Here is a 17,834-nt window from a genome sequence, read left to right as displayed (position 1 = left end):
TCCTGAAATGAGCCAAATAGGGGAAGCAGTTTTTTAAGGTGTCCGAAATATAAAATAAACGGCCCCGATCAAACAAAGCCCTGCCCATAGGTAGTCCAGCTTCAGGGACTGTTTCATATAGAGAACTGAGAACCCCGCAAACACCACCATGGTGATGACTTCCTGGATGATCTTCAGTTGCGGCAGAGAGTAGTAATTCGATCCCAGGCGGTTGGCGGGAACCTGAAAGACATACTCGAAAAAGGCCACGCCCCAGCTGATCAGAATGACAAGCCACAAAGCCGAAGCTTTTAAAGTCTTCAGATGCCCATACCATGCAAAAGTCATAAAGATGTTGGAAATGATCAAAAGGCCAATCGGGGTGTAGGCATTGTTCATCATGCTTGGGACCTCTGGTTGTAGGCGTGGTTGCATAGCAAGCTGGCAATACGGCGATATTCACTGAGCAAATCCAGGTGAATAGAGCTGGTGTTGATGGACGTGTTCAGTCCTCTGTTCAGACGACTGATGTGATTTTCGCGCAGGGAAATTTCGGTCTTGGCCAGGTCGCGCTTCAACTGAATAGCGGCTTCAGCCAGATCCTTGTTCTGGTAGGCATTGATAGCCATGGCGGCGACTTTAACCACTTGTTCATGCATCTGGCGGATTTCAGCCCAGCCTTCGTCAGAGAACTCCAGTTTCAGGGCATTTTTCTTAATCGCCAAAGCCAGGATGTTGATGTCGATGGCATCCGCGGCTCGCTCCAGATCGCTTAAGAACATGATCATGTTCATGACATTTTGATGAACCACGGTCGTGGATTTGTTGGCGTGATCCAGCAGGAACATCTTGGTTTCACGATAAAGGAAATCCACCTTATTATCGCGATCTTTGATGGAGTCAAAGTCCTTGGGATCGTTTGTTTCAAACAGGCGTATGGAGTCCTTGATCATGCCCAGAACAATGTCCGCCGTTCGCATGATCTCACGATTGGCATAGGAAATGGCCAGAGCCGAACTTTGGTAGTTATTCATGTTCACGAACTCAGTGCCAAACTCTTCGCTGGCGGCTTTCGGGAACATCTTTTCAATCATCTCCGCCCCTTTATTGATGAATGGGAAGAAGATGATCGAGGATAATACGTTAAAGATCAAATGTGCGTTGGCGATGGAGCGTGCGACCGTGGTGTCAAAGGTCAGCATGAAGTCGATAAAGATCTGGGTGAACGGGTAGAAGATCACCACGCTGATGGTTTTATAGAAGAAATGTGCCCAGGCCACCTGGCGGCCGATGTAGTTTCCTCCCGCAGCGGCGATCAAGGCAACAGAAGTGGTCCCGATGTTGGCGCCATACACCCATAGCATGGCATCATAGAATGTGATGGCTTTCACCATCGCCAAACTCATTGCAAGACCAATGGTCACCGCACTGCTTTGAACAAAGGCGCAGAACACCACGGAAATCAAAAGCGAATAGCCAGGATTGTCGCGCACGCTTTGGAAAATTTCAGTCATCATCGGGTTTTCAGCAAAGTGATGAGATGAAATCGAGATCAGCTTCATTCCAAAGAACAAAAGTCCAAAGCCCATAAAGACCAAAGAAAGATTCTTGAAGATGGTCTTCTTGGCTTTAAAGTAAAAGGCAAAGGCGATAGCAAACACCGGCAGCGCGTACTGAGTCAGATCCAAAGAGATCAGCTGTACCGTCAAGGTAGTTCCCACCGCAGTCCCGATGATGACCCCCATCACCTGACGAAGGTTTACGACGCGGGCTGAACCCAATCCCACCAGCATGGTCGTCACCGCACCTGAACTTTGCATCAAAGTGGTAAGCACAACCCCGGTCAGGATGGCCAAAAACTTACTTTGCGAGAGGTGATTTAAAAGGCCGGTGATTTTCCCGGCCATGATCTTTTCTAAAGAGGAGGAGGCCAGACTCATTCCGTAAAGGAACAGGGCAACCCCGCTGATAAGAAGTATAAAGTATGAATTGCCCGAATCGATCATGCTGCGTATTTCCGTAAGTCGTGTGAGCTGTGGGGCCCCAAAAGCTCTTACTGTAACAACACTGTCAGGAATTAGGAAGCCCCAATACTGTGCGTGAACCTTCTTAGGTTAAAACAATTCTTTAAAAAACTCAAAATACAGCTATATACTTAAGTCCTACAAAAGGAATACTCATGACCAGGAAGCAGGAGCCCGTCCTTGTGGTGGCGGCAGTGATTCAGCGAGATGGTGATCCCACCGGGCGGATCTTGGTGGTGCGCCGAGGACCCGATCAGTCCGGAGCCGGTTTTTGGGAGTTCCCCGGGGGCAAGGTCGAGCCGTCGGAGTCTCCGGAGCAGGCCTTGATTCGTGAAATACAAGAGGAACTGTCCCTTTCTATTCGCGTGAAGGAACTTGTCGGGGAAGAAGACTACGCTTATCCGACCAAGCTGATTCGTCTGCGTGTTTATCGGGCCTTGGTGCGTGGGGATGAAGAATTGCGTCTGACAGAGCACGATGCCTTTAAGTGGCAGACGCTGGAAGAAGTGCAGGTCGAGGAGCTGTCGGCGGCGGACAGGCCCTTTGTCGCCAGGCTGAGGGGTCTTCTTTAGGGCAGAAGATAAGATCGTTCCGCAGGGGTGGGCAGTCGGCAGAACTCGCGCTCTCCGAACCAGGCATAGCGATTTTTTGCGATAACTTTGTATAGGAAGTCACGCAAAGGTCCAGGGATCAACCAAGCTAAAGCGAACAGTTTGTAGATTCCACCCAAGTTGGTGAGGATTTTCAGAATCGCGGCGGAACGGTAGTGAAGTTTGCCTGACTCAAAGTAGATCACCGTATCAAGTTTGGAGCGATCCTCAGGGGGCAGAATTGATTCCGCAGTGGTTCCCTGAAGCGGGGCAAATAGGAAAGTGTGCTTTTGGTCGCGGCTGATCACAGCATCGACAAAACCGTTACAAAGATGGCAGACACCATCAAAAAAGACCACATTTCGATTTGTCACATCCACCTTTTCCATAGCAATTACAGCCTACAGTCCTTATAATAGATTATCAAGCCGAGGAGTCTTGTTCACATGGAAGTATTTCTTTTTCCACTGGTCAACGTGACATTATTCCCACGAACCACGAAGCCCTTGAATATTTTCGAGCCTCGCTACCTTTCCATGATCAAGGAAGCGGTTGCGACCCAGACTCCGGTGGCTGTGGGGTTTATTGAAGACCCCTCCAAGGTTGTGCCGGTCAAGCCGGGCGACAAGGTTCCTTTTGTGCGCGAGGTGGCCGGTTATGGCTATGTTCAGATCGTTGAAGAGCGATTGAACGGAACTCTTTTGATCTTTATCCAGGGGCAAGGCAAGTTACGGCTTGGCAAGGTCTTGGATCGAGGAACGCCATACATGGTCTGTGAAGGGCAGATCATCCCTGAAAAGACCGTGTTGGAGCCAAGTCTTCGTCTTGAATTAAATTCCCTGCATAAAATTCTGACCCGCTGGATTCAAACCCATATACCCGACCCCGCACAAAGAGACCTTTTCATGCGCAATCTGACTCATCCCGAAGAGATCGTGGGAAGTTTTGCCTCTTACCTGGTGCGCGACTACGATCTGCAGCAGATGGTTTTAGAGTACGACGACCTGAATGAAAAGATTCACTTCCTGCATCGACTGATGGAATCCAACGAGCTCACGACATAGAGGCTGTTTAAAAAGGCCCAATCGACTGCGTTGTTTTTTGAACAACCTTTAGTTTTGGCTCTTTGTCATGATCAAGTAGACCCATTGGAGCATCACGACCCAGATGCCGTGAGCCAGCGCCAAGTGAACGATCTTCATCCAGACCGGGGCGTGCAGCAGCAATGTGGCAATACCGAAAATAATTCCGAAAATTAAAAGGACACTCATCTGCAGCGAGCGTTTTTGAATCTCGGCCAGTTCAGCAGTTTGTGCTTTCAGCCAGAAGTAAAGTGCCAGACCGCCACCGCCCAAAAGCGCGAACAGTGGATGCAGGCCCCGGATGCGAATCAGGAAGTGGGATTCGCTTGAGAAATCCGCCATGAATCCCTCCCACAGGTTGTCTGTGGGGAAAAGAGAGTTCGACAAAGAAGCCCAGGCGCCCGTAATCCCGATAGCCACAATAATCCATGGGAAGAAACGATAGACTTGTTTGGGTGACGAGGATTTATGAGCTTCGGTTGATGAAAGGGCCGCGACGGCAACCAGTGCAACGGCACCGGTCAACATGAAGGAATTCACCTGGTGCAGGGCCATCACAAAGGCGCGATAAGGAGTATCGTTGGTGGTGACCAGTTTGAAAAGCACCAGCTTGGCACCCAACAAAGCTTCCGTGATTGTGAAGATCAGGGTTGCCACCGCCGCTTTGCGTGCAAAGTGACCGGGCTGATAAAGCTTGCGGGCCACCCACCAGAAGTAGATCACCACCAGACCATAGACACCAGACATCAGGCGATGTCCATATTCAACCCAGGTCTTTCCACGCTCAGCCTCGGGGATCAGGCGCCCATGGCACAAGGGCCAGGTGTCACCACAACCATCACCCGAGTGGGAAATGCGCACCCATGCTCCCCAGAGAATCACGAGTATTGTGTAAATAAGAAGGCTAAATGCAAATTTCTTGTATTGAGAGCGTGTCATAGGCTTTTGGAACTATCATGAGGCCCGGGATCGGTCAAATCTATACAGGGGCGCCATTGACTTCAGCGTCCGGGAAAGCGTTAAATGAGCTATGTCAGAATCTAAAAGCGCCCATCATCATCACTCCCACAGTCATGGACATCACCATCATCATTCCCACGGGGCGGCCGTTGGCAGAATGAGCTTTGCACTGGTCTTAAACTTAAGCTTTGCGTTGATAGAGCTTGTCGGCGGCCTTTGGACAAACAGTGTGGCTATTTTAAGTGATGCCCTTCATGACTTCGGCGACGCGCTGGCGATGTTGTTGGCGATCATTCTTGAGAAGGTCTCGCACAAACAAAGCGATGGGCAGTTCTCGTATGGCTATCGCCGTTTTTCCACCTTGGGGGCGGTGCTCACGGGAATGATTCTTGTTGTAGGTTCAATTTATATTTTGATCGAGGCGGTGCCACGTCTTTTCGCCCCAGAGCAGCCGCACGCTGACGGGATGATTTTGCTGGCTCTGTTAGGGGTGGGTGTTAATGGCTATGCTGCCTACCGCGTGTCCAAGGGGACGTCTTTGAACGAAAAGATGCTGATGTGGCATATGATAGAGGACGTCCTGGGATGGATCATGGTTTTGATCGGGGCGGTGGTGATGAAGTTCTTTGATGTGCCCCAATTGGATGCGGGGATGGCCATCGCTCTGGCGTGCTGGATTCTGTATAACGTTGTTCGCAACCTTGGCGAAGCGATGAAGGTGTTTCTGATGGCGTCCCCCAGTCAGATCAAGGTGGAGGATGTCGAAGCTGCGATCCTGAAAGTGGAAAAGGTCGAAGGAGTGCATCATGGACATTTGTGGTCTCTGGATGGAGAGCGGCACGTATTCACCGGTCACGTTGTTCTGGCGGGTGATGTTGGTTTGGTTGAAATAGAAAAAATTAAGAATCAAATTAAAAAAATGGTGAAGGAGTTTGGCATTATCGAAGCCACCATCGAAACCGAACTTTCCGGAGCCCCGTGCGCGGATCCGGAGCATCATTGAGATCTCGAGAGAGCTTTTCCGTTAAACTGTCTCATAGTGAATCACGCCCCTTCTTCAGGGCGTGATTTTTTATTTCCAAAAATGGAACACTCAGATCGAACACGTTCTGGGTGCCTGCCTAGAGTGTTTCATCTCTGCACAGTGAACATTTCAAATCAATTATTGAATGCCGGATAACTCAAAAATCCCGGGTAATTGCCGATAAGTAGCCTAGGAAAAAATAAGGAATCATTTATGGTAAAATCGGTACGTAATAAGAGGGGTAACGTCCTTCTGCAGATACTTGCGGCAACGGCAGTGATGAGTACGTCGTTTTACTTCCTTACCAACTACGTCATTGGTCAGAAGCAGCAGGTCGTGAAGACTAAAAATATGGTAAGCCTTCGTTTTGCCATGAATAGTACTCTGGATTATGTGATTTTTGGTGTGAGACAGAAGTACTGCTTCACGGATGACAATCTTCTTTTAAACAGTCCGTCAGATCAATGCAATCTGGCGCATCAGGGCAGTGTCGAGCGTCTGATCATGTCAGTTGAGCAGGAAAATTTCATTCGTCAGCTGATTGCCAATGGAACCAACGTCGGTCCTGTGGATAAAAATAATATCCGTCTGGCGCAAATCAACCGCTATGTTCAAGCCAGTGCGGTGACCGCAAGTCACCCGCTGTTTCCGGTTTTGAATGCCTTAAAGGATGTAAAGACTGAGGATGGTGGCTCCGTGAAGGTCGATGGTGTTGCCGTGACCTTAAAACGGGATGACAGTCCCTATCTTCCACGTTCTGGGCGCGAAGTTTACATGCGTATCACGGTGGCCTTAAAAACCGGAGCCAAGGCGTCAGAGCCGATTCGACTGGGTTCAACACCGTTGGTGTTGTCGTCTTCTATTGTCATCTATCCACGCGAAGTGGGATCTTTTGCGCTTCTGGTGCCTAACGATCTTCATTTGGACAAGTCCTGGGATTATAGTGTTCCACGCGGGGATGTTGCTCTTCACATGTTCAGCAATCGTGGAGAGCTTTCTGGCAGTCAGGGATTGGTCTTCCAAAGTCCGGTCTTTGTGAATCGCAATATTCATTTGCCTGTGGACGATGCTTCCGAAAAGGCCTCTCCAGACTCTATTCGCTACAGTCCTGTGACCTTCGCGGACCGCGTTTATTTGGGGAATGGCTGGATTTATTCCAACAACAAAATGTATTCGCCACGCTCTGCCGGTGGGTCTTTGGATCGCTATTGGTCTGATGCCCGTACATTCGGAGGCTTCCTGAAGGGTATTGAAAACGACGGGGGGCTTGATTTGGGTCTTTCCTACTTTGCCAAGCTGATGAGTGGCACCCCTCCGGATCCAAATTTAATGCGACAGTGTATCGATCGTGGGAATCAGCTTGCTTCCAAAAATATGCTTTACGAATCAGAGCTGACGGGTCGTCTGACCTCGCAGTGGACCAATGACTTTGACTATCGATTGGCTTTGTCTCAGGGGAATAAGTTTGTTCCTCAGGATAATGCTTCCACGATCGAGTATTTCAACTGGGGTAATGGTACAGCCAAAGCTGACGCAAAACAGGCTGACGGTGTGGTCAAAGTATCTTTGATTCTGGGAACCCGGGCTGTTGAAGGGCAGTTGGATCGTGACGGGAAGCTCACGATGAAGGCTCCGGTGGGATCTCAGGAATACTATAATAAGTTTATCGCCGCAGTAAATGACACGAAAAAGGTCTACGACCAGGCCTTAAAAACCTATGACACCTATGAGTCGGAGCTGGATGGTTATCGTGCAGATTTAAAGACTGCTCAAACGGCCTTGGCCGCGGAAGAAAGCAAGCCGGTTAAGCCTACCAAAGCTCCAGCCAGCACAACAGAAACTTCCGGCACCACCACGACCGTGGAAAAAACAGTTTCAACGGAAACAACAGTGGACAGCGGAAGCACTTCGACCAGTACATCCAACAAATATCAGGATCCGGATAAAATAGAAAGCCTTGAAAAAGAGATCGCAGAGCTGAAGAAGATCATCAGTACTTATAACAACACGACACTGCCTGGTCAGAAGGCAAAGATCGACACGGCTTTGTATAACTATGATAAAGCCCGTTCCGAGAAGAACGCCTACGAGACCCTGGTGGCCAACCCACCGGTGGTGGTGGTTGATGTGGATCCGGTTTACAGCATGACCGGTCGTTTGCAGACGGATCGTTTGAATATCAATGTTAAGTTTTCGAACGTGAAAAGTCTGATTGATGCCAACGGGAACTATGTGGATCCTGTATTGCGCTTCCAGGCTTATGACAACACTTTCTATAACAGTAAGCCTGTCACCAATGACGGAGGCAACAAGGATCTGGTGCGCTATCTGAACTTCAAAGTGGCCTCCAGCCGTACTCAGATTGAAGCTCCTTACAGAGTCTCAGAATCTGCGAACTCTTCGGCGTTAGTTGATTTCAAAGAAAGCTCCGTGGATTTTGACACTCTGGATGCTCAGTGTGAAGCGGCCCGTAACTCCAAGCCTTCGCAGTCCTTCGGTAGTGCGGGCTGGGATGTCAGCTTTGCGCCGGGCACTCGCAGCTCCTGGAACTTTGCCGGCTTGCCTTCCTCGAAATTGGGCTCTGATCCAATTCTGAATGAGATTGTTTTTGATAATGCCAACAGAAGCAATGCGGTCTTTAATGTGCGCTCGATTGTGGGTAAGTGCACGATCAAAGCCAACTCCAGCTTCGTGACGGGCTTCTATACCTGTGATGAATTGCTGATCGAGGCACGAAACACACCGTTACGAATTATCGGAACATTTATCGTCGGAAATATGAAGATTCACCCGACAGCCCTGAAAGCCGGTATCACTTGGAGCGCCATTTATCATCCTCAGGCGACCAAGGAGCTGCGTGCGGCGAACATCCTGAAGTCGTTCTCGGGTAAAAACTGTAACGACGAAAGTGGAGAGCCCATCTGGCATCCAATCCCATCCGTGCAAGAGGTTGCGGATCGCCGTGGTTGTAACACCATCAGCCTGCGGGCCAAAGCGGATCCATTCCAGTGGACTTCCGTGGACCCGGATTGTGGTTTGATGGCAGGGGCTTCCAATACAACCTGTAAACGACGTTTGGTTCGTTTCTTCGTGGTTGAACAGTCGCGGGAGGCTGGTCTATGAGAAAAATGACAGGAATGATTCAGAACAATCAAGGTCAGACCTTGGTGGAAGCCCTGGTGGGTTTCGGTCTGATTGTCATCGTCGGTTTTGCCTTCACGGGTGGAATGGTGTCGTTGCGCAACACCACGCGCAGCACAGTGGAGCTGTCCTCCACGGATAAACAGATCAATGACATTGCAGAAAACATCAAGTCCGGGGTTGAAAACTACCAGGTCAATTTCGACTACAAGGAAGGGGCCTCTTCCGCTTTGGCACCGGATACATTGCCAATGGCTTGGGATAACGGAATCTCTGTACCAAAAGAGGAATGTGAAACCTGCGCCGGTCGGTACGGTTTCACCATTCAGCCTTATGAGAACTATCGTGGATTGTATAAGGTGACTTTACGCATGACTCATACTTCATGGAAGGAAAAGAACGAGCCTTTCCGTGATTATATTTTTGTGGTGAGTGCAAAATGATGAAGTTTAACAAACGCGGTTTTACCGCAGTCGAAATGATGATTGGGATTGGTCTGGTCGCCATGCTGACGACCATCATGGTCACCACGCAGTTGTTTGTGACTAAAGACCAATTGAAGTTGAAAAACCAACTGGAAGAGTCCATTGACACCAATTTGGCGGAGCGGATTCTGTTCATGGACTTCAACGGCATTGATCCGTCTTATAACAATCTGACCTTAAGAGACGACAACAAGCTTTTATTCTTTGACTACTATCCGGATCTTCCCGCCAACAGCGTTCCCGGACGTCTGGATCGCAGCATTCAGTTGGGCCTAGGTAAGGGAAGCACCCGCAAGGAGATGGTGGTCCTGGTTCAGGATGTCAAAGCCGGCCCGCTGGCCAACTATGATCCAGTGGCGGCCTATGAAGTGGGAAAAGCGCCGGATGACTTCAATACCGCAGCCACTTTGCAATTCCAGGGTCTTAATAGAAATCACTGGGTGTCGAATCTTTACAAGGCATCAAATCCTGACTTCTGGACCAATGGTCGCATGTTGATGCTGGACACACCAGCCCGTCTGCGCCCGGTGGATACTGCCGGAAATGTGAACATGAAGGTGGCGCCGCGCAGCCCGGTCTTTGTCGGTATGATTAAAAATGATGCCGTGGTGAATGATGCCACCATTCGTGAAATGATTGATATGCGCAATCCTCAGTCCAATGTATTGATGGACAGCGTGGATACGTTCCTGCGACGGGCTCCATCCATTGGTGGGGGCCAGGCGATTGTTCGTCTGCGTCCGGTGCGCATGGTTCGCTATTATGTGGAACCGGAAAAGGATGAATCCCTTGAAGGGACACCGGCAAAACTTTTCAAGCAAACTTATGAAAGTGGGCGATGGTCCGCGCCGATGTTGCTGGCGGATAAAATTGAATCCTTGCAGCTGAAAAGGGATTCCGTTTTAAAGCGCATGATTTATTTCAAAATTATTAAGTCACAGAAGAAATCCACCACGGGACAGCAGACGGCAGGTCTGTAATTCCGGGGTGTAAGGGGGATTTATGAGGTACGTAAAAATTTGGGGGATCGTGGCGATTTCTGCGTTGAGTTTCTCAGCCCAGGCCGCTGACAAAGACTTCCCTATGGCAGTAAACAGTGTCAGTTCGGGGGATTCGGTGACATCCGCCCCGGCGTCCGGAATGGTCACGCGCTCCGGTAAAAGCTCCACTGTTATCAAGATCAATAATTCCTGCTTTGCCACCAATCTGCGCGGGGTTGGGAATCCTTTGGCTGCCAGTGCTATTGTCAATGCAAGCCTGGTTGTCTCCATCGGGGGCAAGGATTATCCAATTTCTGTGAAGTACCCAGCTTTGGTGGTGCGACCGGAAGGCATGGCGATGGCAGGCAAGATTCAAGAGATTGACTCTTCCAACGTCTCTATTCCCAATGGAGGCAAGGCGGCCATCTTCGGAAACTCTGTCATTCTGAATACACCGATTCCAACGGGTGTGACGGTGGATGCTGCCGGGAATGTCACTATTCCTGCCAATGGAGATATTTATCTGAAGAGCTATAGTTTCTCGCAGACGGTGCAAAACTGTAACGGTGGTGCCGTCTATGGTGGCTATGGATACTCCTCGTATATCCCGACTTATCCTTGTGGTGATTATATGGGTAAATCCGGTGCGGTCTCCGCATCCTTCGGAGGTATCTCTGTTTCCTCGGATAAATCCAATGTTGAAATCAACGTGGCCTTCCCAGGGGAAACCGGTTTCTGTGGCGGTTACTGGTCGCCATTGATGGTGTTCTTCGATGACGGTCGTCCCGAGTTTAAAAACACCAGCGATTTCCCGCTGAATCCTTTTGGCAAGACTCATTGGCCGGATGCAGGTTCTCCAGGCTGGTTCGTGGCTTTGGATCGGGACAAGTCCGGGATGATTGACAAAAAAGACGAGCTGTTTGGTGACAATGCCAGCGCCGAAAACGGCTTTGAAGTTCTGAAGAAGATGGACACCAACAAAGATGGTGTGATTGACCATCGTGACAAAGATTTCAAGAAACTGGTGATTTGGAATGATAAAAATGGTGATGGTATTTCCCAGAAGGAAGAAGTTGAAAAACTTCATAAACGCATTGTTAAAGTGTCTTTGAAATACCAGGAAAACATTGTGACTCCTTTGGGGCCTCATGCAGAAGCGCGCGAAACCGCGGACTTCTGGTTTAAGGAAAAAGGTAAAGTCAAAAAAGGTAAAATTGTCGATATCTGGCTGGCGCCGGTGGAAACCCGTCTGAGTCAGAAGTAAGACTTATTTCAGAAGTTCCTGAATCTGTTTTTCCAAAGCCTGTGTGTCCTTGGCATCAAACCCCCGATGCATGGCCACAGGCTTTAGTTTTTTATTGAAGACATACAGCGTGGGCAGGGCCTTTACCTGAAAGTCGGCAACGGCCGATTTGTCCTGGTCAAAGAAAAGTGGAAATGAAACCGGCATGGCTTTTAAAAAAGCATCCCTCTCGGCGATGTCATCGTCTTCATTGATGCCAATAACCACCAGCCCTTTGCTTTTGTACTTTTCATAAAGCTTGCTGTAGTGGGGAAGTGCTTCCTTACAGGGACTGCACCATGAGGCCCAGAAGTCCACAAGCACAACCTTGCCGTGAAGGTCCTTCAAACTCGAGATATCGTGGGAGTTGAGTTTGACCGTTGGAAGTTTCTTAAATTCAAATTCAGGAACAGAGGTTTTCGCCAGAGCCGGGCTGCCCGCCGCAAAAAGGAAAAAGGCCAGAAAGAGCGCTTTCATAAAGCTAAGGTATCCTCTCAATATATTTTAACAGCAGGTCGCGGCCGCGAATCTTGGCTCGTAAGACCGCCAGAAAGATGAAAACTCCGCCGGTTTTACGATCCAGAAAAATAATTTCGCGTGGAGGTGAGCGGAAATGGAAACCCCGGATGATTTGAAAGACTTTTTTGGAAAGTCTTTGCGGCAAAGTGGTGTTCTTCCAGTCGTAAGTGCCATCCACATCAATCTGTCCTTCGCTGTTGCGAGGGTCCGAATATTCAATAAAGGGCTCGACAGTTTCAAAGCAGAATTCCTCAAAAAGCCTTTTGAGCTCGGGGTCATCATTGTCGCGAATAAAACGCAGATCGCGGGCGGCCTGGAGGAAAAGATCTCTTTCGTTTAACAAAGACCCTTTGACCATACGACGGTAAGGGGTCAGGAAATCCAGGTCATAGGCGCGGGTCGCCCCGAAATCAAAAAGAACCAATTGGTCCCGGCCTTGGGGGTCAATGCGGATGCGATAGTTTCCTGCATGAGGGTCTGTCTGCACCACGCCCCAGTCAAAAACCTCTTTGAAGTAGAGATCCAAAAAGTTCAATGCCAGTCGGTTGCGGCGCTCTTGTGGCAGGCTTTGAATTAACGTGTCGTCGGCGCGCAGGCCGCGTTCAAAGGAAGTGGCCAGAATCTTGGGACCTGAAAATTCACGTAAAACCCGGGGGACGACATAGCGGGTATCACCGGCCAGGCGTTCATAGAACTGCTCGGTCAGTTGGGCTTCCAATTCGTAGTCTGTCTCTTGTATCAGCATTTCACGAACTTCAGCAAAGATTGGATCCATGTTGAAGTCCTTAGGGAGCAGCTTCAGGGTGCCCAGCAGCGTGCGTATGGCGCGCAGGTCACTGTCGATGGCCCGGTCCACATTGGGGTACTGTATTTTCAGAACAATACTTTCACCCGTGGCCTTGATACGAGCCCGGTGGACCTGTCCCATGGAGGCGGAAGCCAAGGCTTCTTTTTCGATCTCTAAAAGGTCTCGTTTTTCCGGGGGAAGATGTTTATTCAGGCTGGGTTCAATGGCCTCCCAGGAAAGAGGCGGGGAGTCATGTTGCAGAGACTTTAAAAGCTGATTGGCTTCCGGTGGCAGAAAATGCTCACCATACATGGACAGCATCTGGCCGGCCTTCATCAGGCTGCCTTTGAGTTCACCCAGTTCGGAACTGATGTTCAGGGCTTGATTCTGCAGGAGCTGCTTCCAGTTGTCTTCTTTACTTTCTTTACTTTTCAGAGCGGTGGTCACACCGTGCTGAGCAATAGAGGCCCCGGCCTGAAGCGTGAGTTTCGCCAAGGAGAGGCTGCGAGAGAAAACAGACGACTTGATCCGTTCGATCTGCTTATTTTGTTTTTTGGCAGTCTTTTTGTCGTCCATAGGATGTCAATTTACCTTAAGTCGCTGGAATGTTAAACTTTTATTCCTATGTCAAAAATCACATTGTTTTGGTTTCGCCGGGATCTTCGTCTTGATGACAATGCGGGTCTTTATCACGCTCTGAAAGAACAGCAGGAGGTGTTGCCTCTGTTTATCTTTGACACTGAGATCCTCAGTAAGCTCGACGATACTGCGGACCCGCGTGTGACTTTCATTTATGACACCGTGTCAGATCTTAAGATGCAGCTGCAGAAAAAAACTTCGGATTTGCTAGTGCGCCATGGCAGTCCATTAGAGGTGTTGCGGGCGTTAGCCGCAGAGCACTCGATCAAGGCCATCTACACCAATCACGACTATGAACCTGCCGCGCGCAAGCGCGATGAGAAGGTCGCAGCCTGGGCGCGAGAGCAAAAGATTGAATTTAAAACATTCAAAGATCAGACCCTGTTTGAAAAGGACGAGATTCTGACCGACAGCGGGAAGCCCTACACGGTGTACACTCCTTATAAGAACAAAGTCCTTAAGAAGCTGAATGGCTTTTATCTGAAGTCCTATCCCAATGAACTTTATGAAAGCAGCTTCTTGAAGGTTCGTAAGGGCGAGCCGATGATTGCCTTGCAGGAACTGGGCTTTGTTAGAACCAAGATTGAATTCCCGTCGTTGGAGCTTTCTACAAAAATGCTGAAATCCTATGCCAAGGAACGGGACTTTCCGGCCAACAGCAAAGGGACCTCGCACCTGGGGTTACATTTGCGTTTCGGAACCGTCAGCGTGCGTGAGCTGGCTCGCGAAGGACAAAAGCACTCCGACGTTTGGTTGAGTGAGTTGATCTGGCGTGATTTCTTTATGCAGATTCTGTGGCACTATCCCCAGGTGGAAACACACAGCTTCCGTCCGGAGTATGACAAGATTGCCTGGCGCCGGGCCCCCAAGGATTTCCAGCGCTGGTGTGACGGTCAAACCGGTTATCCTCTGGTGGATGCGGGTATGCGAGAACTCAATGCCACGGGCTACATGCACAACCGGGTGCGGATGGTGGTGGCAAGTTTTCTGTGCAAACATCTGCTGATTCACTGGCGCGAAGGCGAAAGATACTTTGCCAAAAAACTTTTGGATTATGATCTGGCTGCCAACAATGGTAACTGGCAGTGGGCGGCGGGTTCGGGCTGTGATGCGGCTCCTTACTTCCGAATCTTCAATCCTTCCGCCCAACTGGACAAGTTTGATCCAAAAGGCGAGTATGTGAAGAAGTGGGTTCCTGAATGGGGAACTGCCCAGTATCCTGAACCGATGGTGGATCACAACGAAGCTCGTGGGCGCTGCCTGCAGGCTTTCACTCAAGTATTGAAAAAATAGGGGAAGTTATGCGCATTCTTATCACTGGAGCCACTGGACTTATTGGTCGAGAGCTGGGAAAGATTCTGGCTGAAAAAGGACATGATCTTTTTGTCGTCAGTCGAAGTGCGCAGAAAGCCAAAGAGCTTTTGCCTTTTCCCTGTGAGGTCCTTGAGGGGGATTTGAGTCACGCACCTTTGCAGGACGCCCGTCTGGAGCAGATGGAGGCCGTGATTAATCTGATGGGTGAATCCATCGCCGGCAGTCGCTGGACAGAGGAAAAAAAGAAAAAGATCTATGAGTCACGGGTCACTGCCACGAAAAATCTGGTGCAGTCTTTGTCGAAGACTCTGAAGGTGTTTGTGTCGGGGTCGGCGATTGGCTTTTATGGTGACAGTGGATCTGAAGTGCTGACCGAGGACGGAGTGGTTGGTCAGGATTTCCTGGCCAAGCTTTGCAAAGAATGGGAGGCTGCCGCGGCCCGGGCTCCTGGTCGCACGGTCTTCATCCGTACTGGAGTGGTTTTAGCACGTCAGGGAGGGGCTCTGGATCAGATGCTTTTCCCTTTCCGCAGTGGGGTGGGCGGCGTTCTGGGCTCGGGCGAGCAGTGGATGAGTTGGATTCACATCAAGGACATTGTGGGACTGTTTTTGTTGGCTTTGGAAAACCCTCAGGCGCACGGACCGATGAATGGTGTGGCTCCGTTCCCAGTGACCAATCGTGATTTTTCCCAGGCGCTGGCGCACGCGGTGGGGGCTCGTCTGGGGCCGGCGGTCCCGATGTTCGCACTGAATCTTCTTTTTGGCGAGATGGCGCAGGTGCTGGTGTCTTCCAGCCGAGGATGTGCCGACAAGGCTCGGGAGTGGGGTTATAAGTTTCAGTACGAAAATCTTGCCGAGGCTTTGGGGGAAATATGCGCTCCGTTCAAGCAAGGCGAGGAGGTCTTTGTGGCCGAGCAGTTTGTGCCCCTGCCTCCGGAAAAACTTTTCCCGTTTTTCAAAGAGGCGCACAATCTGGAAAAGATCACTCCACCGACATTGAATTTTGAAATTGAAGGAATGTCGACCCCGGAAATTGGCCAGGGGACACACATCGATTATCGTCTGAAAATTCATGGCGTGCCGGCCAAATGGAAGACCGAGATCGATGAGTGGCAACCGCCGTTTAAGTTCGTCGACAATCAGCTCAAAGGCCCCTATCGACTTTGGCATCATACGCACGAGTTCCGGCCTTTCTGTGGGGGAACTCTGATGGTGGATCGGGTGCGCTACCGTTTGCCGATGGGATACCTTGGCTGGCTGATGGCCAGTCGCTTTGTTCGTAAGGATGTGGAGAATATCTTCGCCTTCCGTCGCAAGTTCATTGCCTCAGAGGGCTTTAACAATCACCTTTAGTATCTTAGAATCGATTGCGCAGATCCCTTAAATAACGGAACTGCGCCACGTCCCGGGCCAGCAGAAAAGGATTGGCTGTGACTTCGATGCCAAGTTTCAGGGGCACGCTGGGAAGTTGGTGGCTGCGTTTGTTGTGCAGCTCAGTGGCATAGGCTTCCAGGGGCATTGCCTTTCCTGATAGCGGGCTGTTGTTATCTGCAGAGAGACTTCGGCAGAACTGCAGATTGCTTTGCGTGTATTCATGGGAGCAGTAAATCAGGCTCTCAGGCGGAAGGGCCTTGATTCTTTGCAGACTGTGAAAGGCTTCTTCATAACTTCCCTCAAAAAGTCGGCCGCAGCCCAGACCGAAAATCACATCACCTGAAAACAACCACTTGTGTTCTGAGTTCCAGTAAGCAATGTGCCCCAGTGTGTGGCCGGGAAGCTCCAGGACCTGGAAGGAAAACGGCGGCAGGGTGACGATATCGCCTTCCCGCAGATAATGATCGGCAAAGGGAATCTGGGTTTTGTTTTTCACGGGTGCATAGACGGGACAAGGGAAGCGTGTTTTCAGGGCATGAACGCCACCGATATGGTCAGCGTGATGATGAGTCAGAAGAATGCCCGCCAGAGTCAGATCGTGTTTTAATAAGAAATTCTCTGCGGAGGAGCTTTCACCGGGATCCACCACGACGGCCGACTGCAGATCTTCATTGATGAGCACAAAAATGTAGTTGTCGTCAAAAATGGGAAGAAGCTCGACTCGTGTGTTGTGCATGGGGGAATTCCTTTGTCTTCAGGGTAGTGTCCCAGTTTCGGGCGTTGGCGACAAGACCAAGGTGTGTACTTGTGTACCTGCATAACTGGTCTTGGGGGGCCGGGTCCAATACTATATCATATGTGTTTATATGAAGATCAAAGTTGAGTTGGACGGACGGGATTTTATCGAAGTGGAATGTCAGGGGGAAGACCCCCAGGCTCCCGGTGCCGTGGAGAAGGTTTCAATCATGGGTTGCTCGCAGTTTATGGATATGATGCAGACAATGAGAAAGCACTTCGGTGCGGATCTTAAAAAGTGGCCGTTGCCTGAAGGGCGGGACCACTCAAGTCTGCTATTGCGGGAAATGATTTTGAAACTGCGTGGAGAATGGGTGTTTCCGTATCAGGACGAGGAATTGTGTCACTGTCGATCTGTGGCGGCGCACACGGTGGACCAAGCTGTCATCGCCGGGGCTCACACCACCGAAGTGGTCAGTCGTCAGACCAATGCCAGCACCAATTGCGGAACGTGCCGTCCGGAAGTGCAAAAGATCATCGATTTCCGTCTGGGCAAAAAAACAGCTTAAAACTTATTCGTCTTTCTTGGGCAGAGGCGCTTTGCCTGTCAGATCCTCAACGATTTTTTCGGGGAAGGTGCCGGTCTTTAGGAAGTGTTCCAGAAGGGGCCCCAGCTTTCTGCGACAGGATCCGCCACAGGGACCCACCCCAGCCGAAGTGGTATCAAAAATATCGTTCAGAGTCGTAGCGCCATTGCGGATGGCCTGCTCAATGGTCTCGCGGCTGACATTGTTGCATCGGCAGATGATTTCGGTTTTTTTCTTGGCGCCCATAGATTAATTGTAATGCCCCGCATCCGAAAAGGGTACCCGAGAAGCCGCGTCACTGCTAAGCGTCATAGATACATTGAAAAGAGCCCA

The 17,834-nt window shown here is 50.1% G+C and carries 18 protein-coding genes; 10 read left to right on the top strand and 8 right to left on the bottom strand.

Translation table 11 applies throughout. The features are described 5' to 3' along the window. Positions 1–33: 33 nt before the first annotated feature. Together ACZ5ZZ_RS09850 and ACZ5ZZ_RS09845 are read right to left on the bottom strand one after the other, a co-directional pair. Positions 34–381: a DMT family protein gene (locus ACZ5ZZ_RS09850; RefSeq protein ID WP_464130864.1), complete on the bottom strand. Its 348-nt coding sequence runs from the start codon at positions 379–381 to the stop codon at positions 34–36. Then, the gene (locus ACZ5ZZ_RS09845; protein WP_464117030.1) at positions 378–1,985 is read right to left on the bottom strand and encodes a Na/Pi cotransporter family protein; all 1,608 of its coding nucleotides are present in this window, start codon (positions 1,983–1,985) and stop codon (positions 378–380) included. The genes ACZ5ZZ_RS09850 and ACZ5ZZ_RS09845 overlap by 4 nt, the downstream gene beginning before the upstream one ends. A gap of 173 nt (positions 1,986–2,158) precedes the next feature. Between ACZ5ZZ_RS09845 and ACZ5ZZ_RS09840 the strand changes: the two genes are divergently transcribed. Further along, a complete protein-coding gene (locus ACZ5ZZ_RS09840; RefSeq protein WP_464130862.1) occupies positions 2,159–2,575 on the top strand; it encodes a (deoxy)nucleoside triphosphate pyrophosphohydrolase in 417 nt (138 codons plus the stop codon). Here ACZ5ZZ_RS09840 and ACZ5ZZ_RS09835 read toward each other — a convergent pair. Further along, the gene (locus tag ACZ5ZZ_RS09835; RefSeq protein ID WP_464130861.1) at positions 2,572–2,982 is read right to left on the bottom strand and encodes a thiol-disulfide oxidoreductase DCC family protein; all 411 of its coding nucleotides are present in this window, start codon (positions 2,980–2,982) and stop codon (positions 2,572–2,574) included. The genes ACZ5ZZ_RS09840 and ACZ5ZZ_RS09835 overlap by 4 nt on opposite strands. 57 nt (positions 2,983–3,039) lie before the next feature. On the opposite strand from ACZ5ZZ_RS09835, the gene ACZ5ZZ_RS09830 reads away from it, so the two are divergent. Further along, the gene (locus ACZ5ZZ_RS09830; protein ID WP_464130860.1) at positions 3,040–3,657 is read left to right on the top strand and encodes an LON peptidase substrate-binding domain-containing protein; all 618 of its coding nucleotides are present in this window, start codon (positions 3,040–3,042) and stop codon (positions 3,655–3,657) included. A 48-nt stretch (positions 3,658–3,705) separates the two neighbouring features. Here the strand turns inward: ACZ5ZZ_RS09830 and ACZ5ZZ_RS09825 are convergent, their stop codons facing one another. Next, entirely contained in the window at positions 3,706–4,614 is a 909-nt protein-coding gene (locus tag ACZ5ZZ_RS09825) for a COX15/CtaA family protein (RefSeq protein WP_464139155.1), read from the bottom strand. Between the two features lie 91 nt (positions 4,615–4,705). On the opposite strand from ACZ5ZZ_RS09825, the gene ACZ5ZZ_RS09820 reads away from it, so the two are divergent. From ACZ5ZZ_RS09820 to ACZ5ZZ_RS09800, 5 genes are all read left to right on the top strand, one after another. Next, entirely contained in the window at positions 4,706–5,638 is a 933-nt protein-coding gene (locus ACZ5ZZ_RS09820; RefSeq protein ID WP_464130857.1) for a cation diffusion facilitator family transporter, read from the top strand. A gap of 234 nt (positions 5,639–5,872) precedes the next feature. Further along, the gene (locus tag ACZ5ZZ_RS09815; RefSeq protein WP_464139154.1) at positions 5,873–8,782 is read left to right on the top strand and encodes a hypothetical protein; all 2,910 of its coding nucleotides are present in this window, start codon (positions 5,873–5,875) and stop codon (positions 8,780–8,782) included. Further along, positions 8,779–9,243 carry a hypothetical protein gene (locus ACZ5ZZ_RS09810; RefSeq protein WP_464130855.1) on the top strand — a complete coding sequence of 155 codons (465 nt, stop codon included), beginning with the start codon at positions 8,779–8,781 and terminating at the stop codon, positions 9,241–9,243. Before ACZ5ZZ_RS09815 ends, ACZ5ZZ_RS09810 begins: the two co-directional genes overlap by 4 nt. Further along, positions 9,240–10,265 (top strand): hypothetical protein, encoded by a 1,026-nt coding sequence (locus ACZ5ZZ_RS09805; RefSeq protein WP_464130853.1) that lies wholly within the window; start codon positions 9,240–9,242, stop codon positions 10,263–10,265. Before ACZ5ZZ_RS09810 ends, ACZ5ZZ_RS09805 begins: the two co-directional genes overlap by 4 nt. Positions 10,266–10,287: 22 nt before the next feature. Next, the gene (locus ACZ5ZZ_RS09800; protein WP_464139153.1) at positions 10,288–11,529 is read left to right on the top strand and encodes an EF-hand domain-containing protein; all 1,242 of its coding nucleotides are present in this window, start codon (positions 10,288–10,290) and stop codon (positions 11,527–11,529) included. A 3-nt stretch (positions 11,530–11,532) separates the two neighbouring features. On the opposite strand, the gene ACZ5ZZ_RS09795 is transcribed toward ACZ5ZZ_RS09800, so the two are convergent. After that, positions 11,533–12,024: a TlpA family protein disulfide reductase gene (locus ACZ5ZZ_RS09795; protein ID WP_464130850.1), complete on the bottom strand. Its 492-nt coding sequence runs from the start codon at positions 12,022–12,024 to the stop codon at positions 11,533–11,535. 4 nt (positions 12,025–12,028) lie between these two features. Further along, positions 12,029–13,429, bottom strand: coding sequence for an ABC1 kinase family protein (locus tag ACZ5ZZ_RS09790; protein WP_464139151.1), 1,401 nt, complete (start codon positions 13,427–13,429; stop codon positions 12,029–12,031). 48 nt (positions 13,430–13,477) lie between these two features. On the opposite strand from ACZ5ZZ_RS09790, the gene ACZ5ZZ_RS09785 reads away from it, so the two are divergent. Both ACZ5ZZ_RS09785 and ACZ5ZZ_RS09780 read left to right on the top strand, forming a co-directional pair. Next, positions 13,478–14,785, top strand: coding sequence for a cryptochrome/photolyase family protein (locus ACZ5ZZ_RS09785; RefSeq protein ID WP_464139149.1), 1,308 nt, complete (start codon positions 13,478–13,480; stop codon positions 14,783–14,785). 8 nt (positions 14,786–14,793) lie between these two features. Next, positions 14,794–16,158, top strand: a complete 1,365-nt coding sequence (locus tag ACZ5ZZ_RS09780; protein WP_464139147.1) for a TIGR01777 family oxidoreductase — start codon at positions 14,794–14,796, stop codon at positions 16,156–16,158. A 4-nt stretch (positions 16,159–16,162) separates the two neighbouring features. Here ACZ5ZZ_RS09780 and gloB read toward each other — a convergent pair whose 3' ends face one another. Continuing rightward, positions 16,163–16,915: a hydroxyacylglutathione hydrolase gene (gloB, locus tag ACZ5ZZ_RS09775; RefSeq protein ID WP_464130844.1), complete on the bottom strand. Its 753-nt coding sequence runs from the start codon at positions 16,913–16,915 to the stop codon at positions 16,163–16,165. A gap of 130 nt (positions 16,916–17,045) precedes the next feature. Here gloB and ACZ5ZZ_RS09770 point away from each other — a divergent pair, with 130 nt between their 5' ends. Further along, a complete protein-coding gene (locus tag ACZ5ZZ_RS09770) occupies positions 17,046–17,483 on the top strand; it encodes a (2Fe-2S)-binding protein (RefSeq protein ID WP_464130842.1) in 438 nt (145 codons plus the stop codon). Positions 17,484–17,486: 3 nt separating this feature from the next. Here ACZ5ZZ_RS09770 and ACZ5ZZ_RS09765 read toward each other — a convergent pair whose 3' ends face one another. Then, the gene (locus ACZ5ZZ_RS09765; protein WP_464139146.1) at positions 17,487–17,747 is read right to left on the bottom strand and encodes a (2Fe-2S)-binding protein; all 261 of its coding nucleotides are present in this window, start codon (positions 17,745–17,747) and stop codon (positions 17,487–17,489) included. Between the last annotated feature and the right edge of the window lie 87 nt (positions 17,748–17,834).

This window comes from Bdellovibrio sp. HM001 (assembly GCF_055397275.1).
This window is presented reverse-complemented; position numbering and strand designations above follow the sequence as displayed.

Bases quoted from the DNA above. Each gene is read 5' to 3' on its own strand.
- gloB (WP_464130844.1), bottom strand. From the start codon at position 16,915: ATGCACAACACACGAGTCGAGCTTCTTCCCATTTTTGACGACAACTAC.
- ACZ5ZZ_RS09765 (WP_464139146.1), bottom strand. From the start codon at position 17,747: ATGGGCGCCAAGAAAAAAACCGAAATCATCTGCCGATGCAACAATGTC.
- ACZ5ZZ_RS09810 (WP_464130855.1), top strand. From the start codon at position 8,779: ATGAGAAAAATGACAGGAATGATTCAGAACAATCAAGGTCAGACCTTG.
- ACZ5ZZ_RS09815 (WP_464139154.1), top strand. From the start codon at position 5,873: ATGGTAAAATCGGTACGTAATAAGAGGGGTAACGTCCTTCTGCAGATA.
- ACZ5ZZ_RS09795 (WP_464130850.1), bottom strand. From the start codon at position 12,024: ATGAAAGCGCTCTTTCTGGCCTTTTTCCTTTTTGCGGCGGGCAGCCCG.
- ACZ5ZZ_RS09850 (WP_464130864.1), bottom strand. From the start codon at position 381: ATGATGAACAATGCCTACACCCCGATTGGCCTTTTGATCATTTCCAAC.
- ACZ5ZZ_RS09805 (WP_464130853.1), top strand. From the start codon at position 9,240: ATGATGAAGTTTAACAAACGCGGTTTTACCGCAGTCGAAATGATGATT.
- ACZ5ZZ_RS09800 (WP_464139153.1), top strand. From the start codon at position 10,288: ATGAGGTACGTAAAAATTTGGGGGATCGTGGCGATTTCTGCGTTGAGT.
- ACZ5ZZ_RS09785 (WP_464139149.1), top strand. From the start codon at position 13,478: ATGTCAAAAATCACATTGTTTTGGTTTCGCCGGGATCTTCGTCTTGAT.
- ACZ5ZZ_RS09825 (WP_464139155.1), bottom strand. From the start codon at position 4,614: ATGACACGCTCTCAATACAAGAAATTTGCATTTAGCCTTCTTATTTAC.
- ACZ5ZZ_RS09780 (WP_464139147.1), top strand. From the start codon at position 14,794: ATGCGCATTCTTATCACTGGAGCCACTGGACTTATTGGTCGAGAGCTG.
- ACZ5ZZ_RS09840 (WP_464130862.1), top strand. From the start codon at position 2,159: ATGACCAGGAAGCAGGAGCCCGTCCTTGTGGTGGCGGCAGTGATTCAG.
- ACZ5ZZ_RS09835 (WP_464130861.1), bottom strand. From the start codon at position 2,982: ATGGAAAAGGTGGATGTGACAAATCGAAATGTGGTCTTTTTTGATGGT.
- ACZ5ZZ_RS09830 (WP_464130860.1), top strand. From the start codon at position 3,040: ATGGAAGTATTTCTTTTTCCACTGGTCAACGTGACATTATTCCCACGA.
- ACZ5ZZ_RS09845 (WP_464117030.1), bottom strand. From the start codon at position 1,985: ATGATCGATTCGGGCAATTCATACTTTATACTTCTTATCAGCGGGGTT.
- ACZ5ZZ_RS09790 (WP_464139151.1), bottom strand. From the start codon at position 13,429: ATGGACGACAAAAAGACTGCCAAAAAACAAAATAAGCAGATCGAACGG.
- ACZ5ZZ_RS09770 (WP_464130842.1), top strand. From the start codon at position 17,046: ATGAAGATCAAAGTTGAGTTGGACGGACGGGATTTTATCGAAGTGGAA.
- ACZ5ZZ_RS09820 (WP_464130857.1), top strand. From the start codon at position 4,706: ATGTCAGAATCTAAAAGCGCCCATCATCATCACTCCCACAGTCATGGA.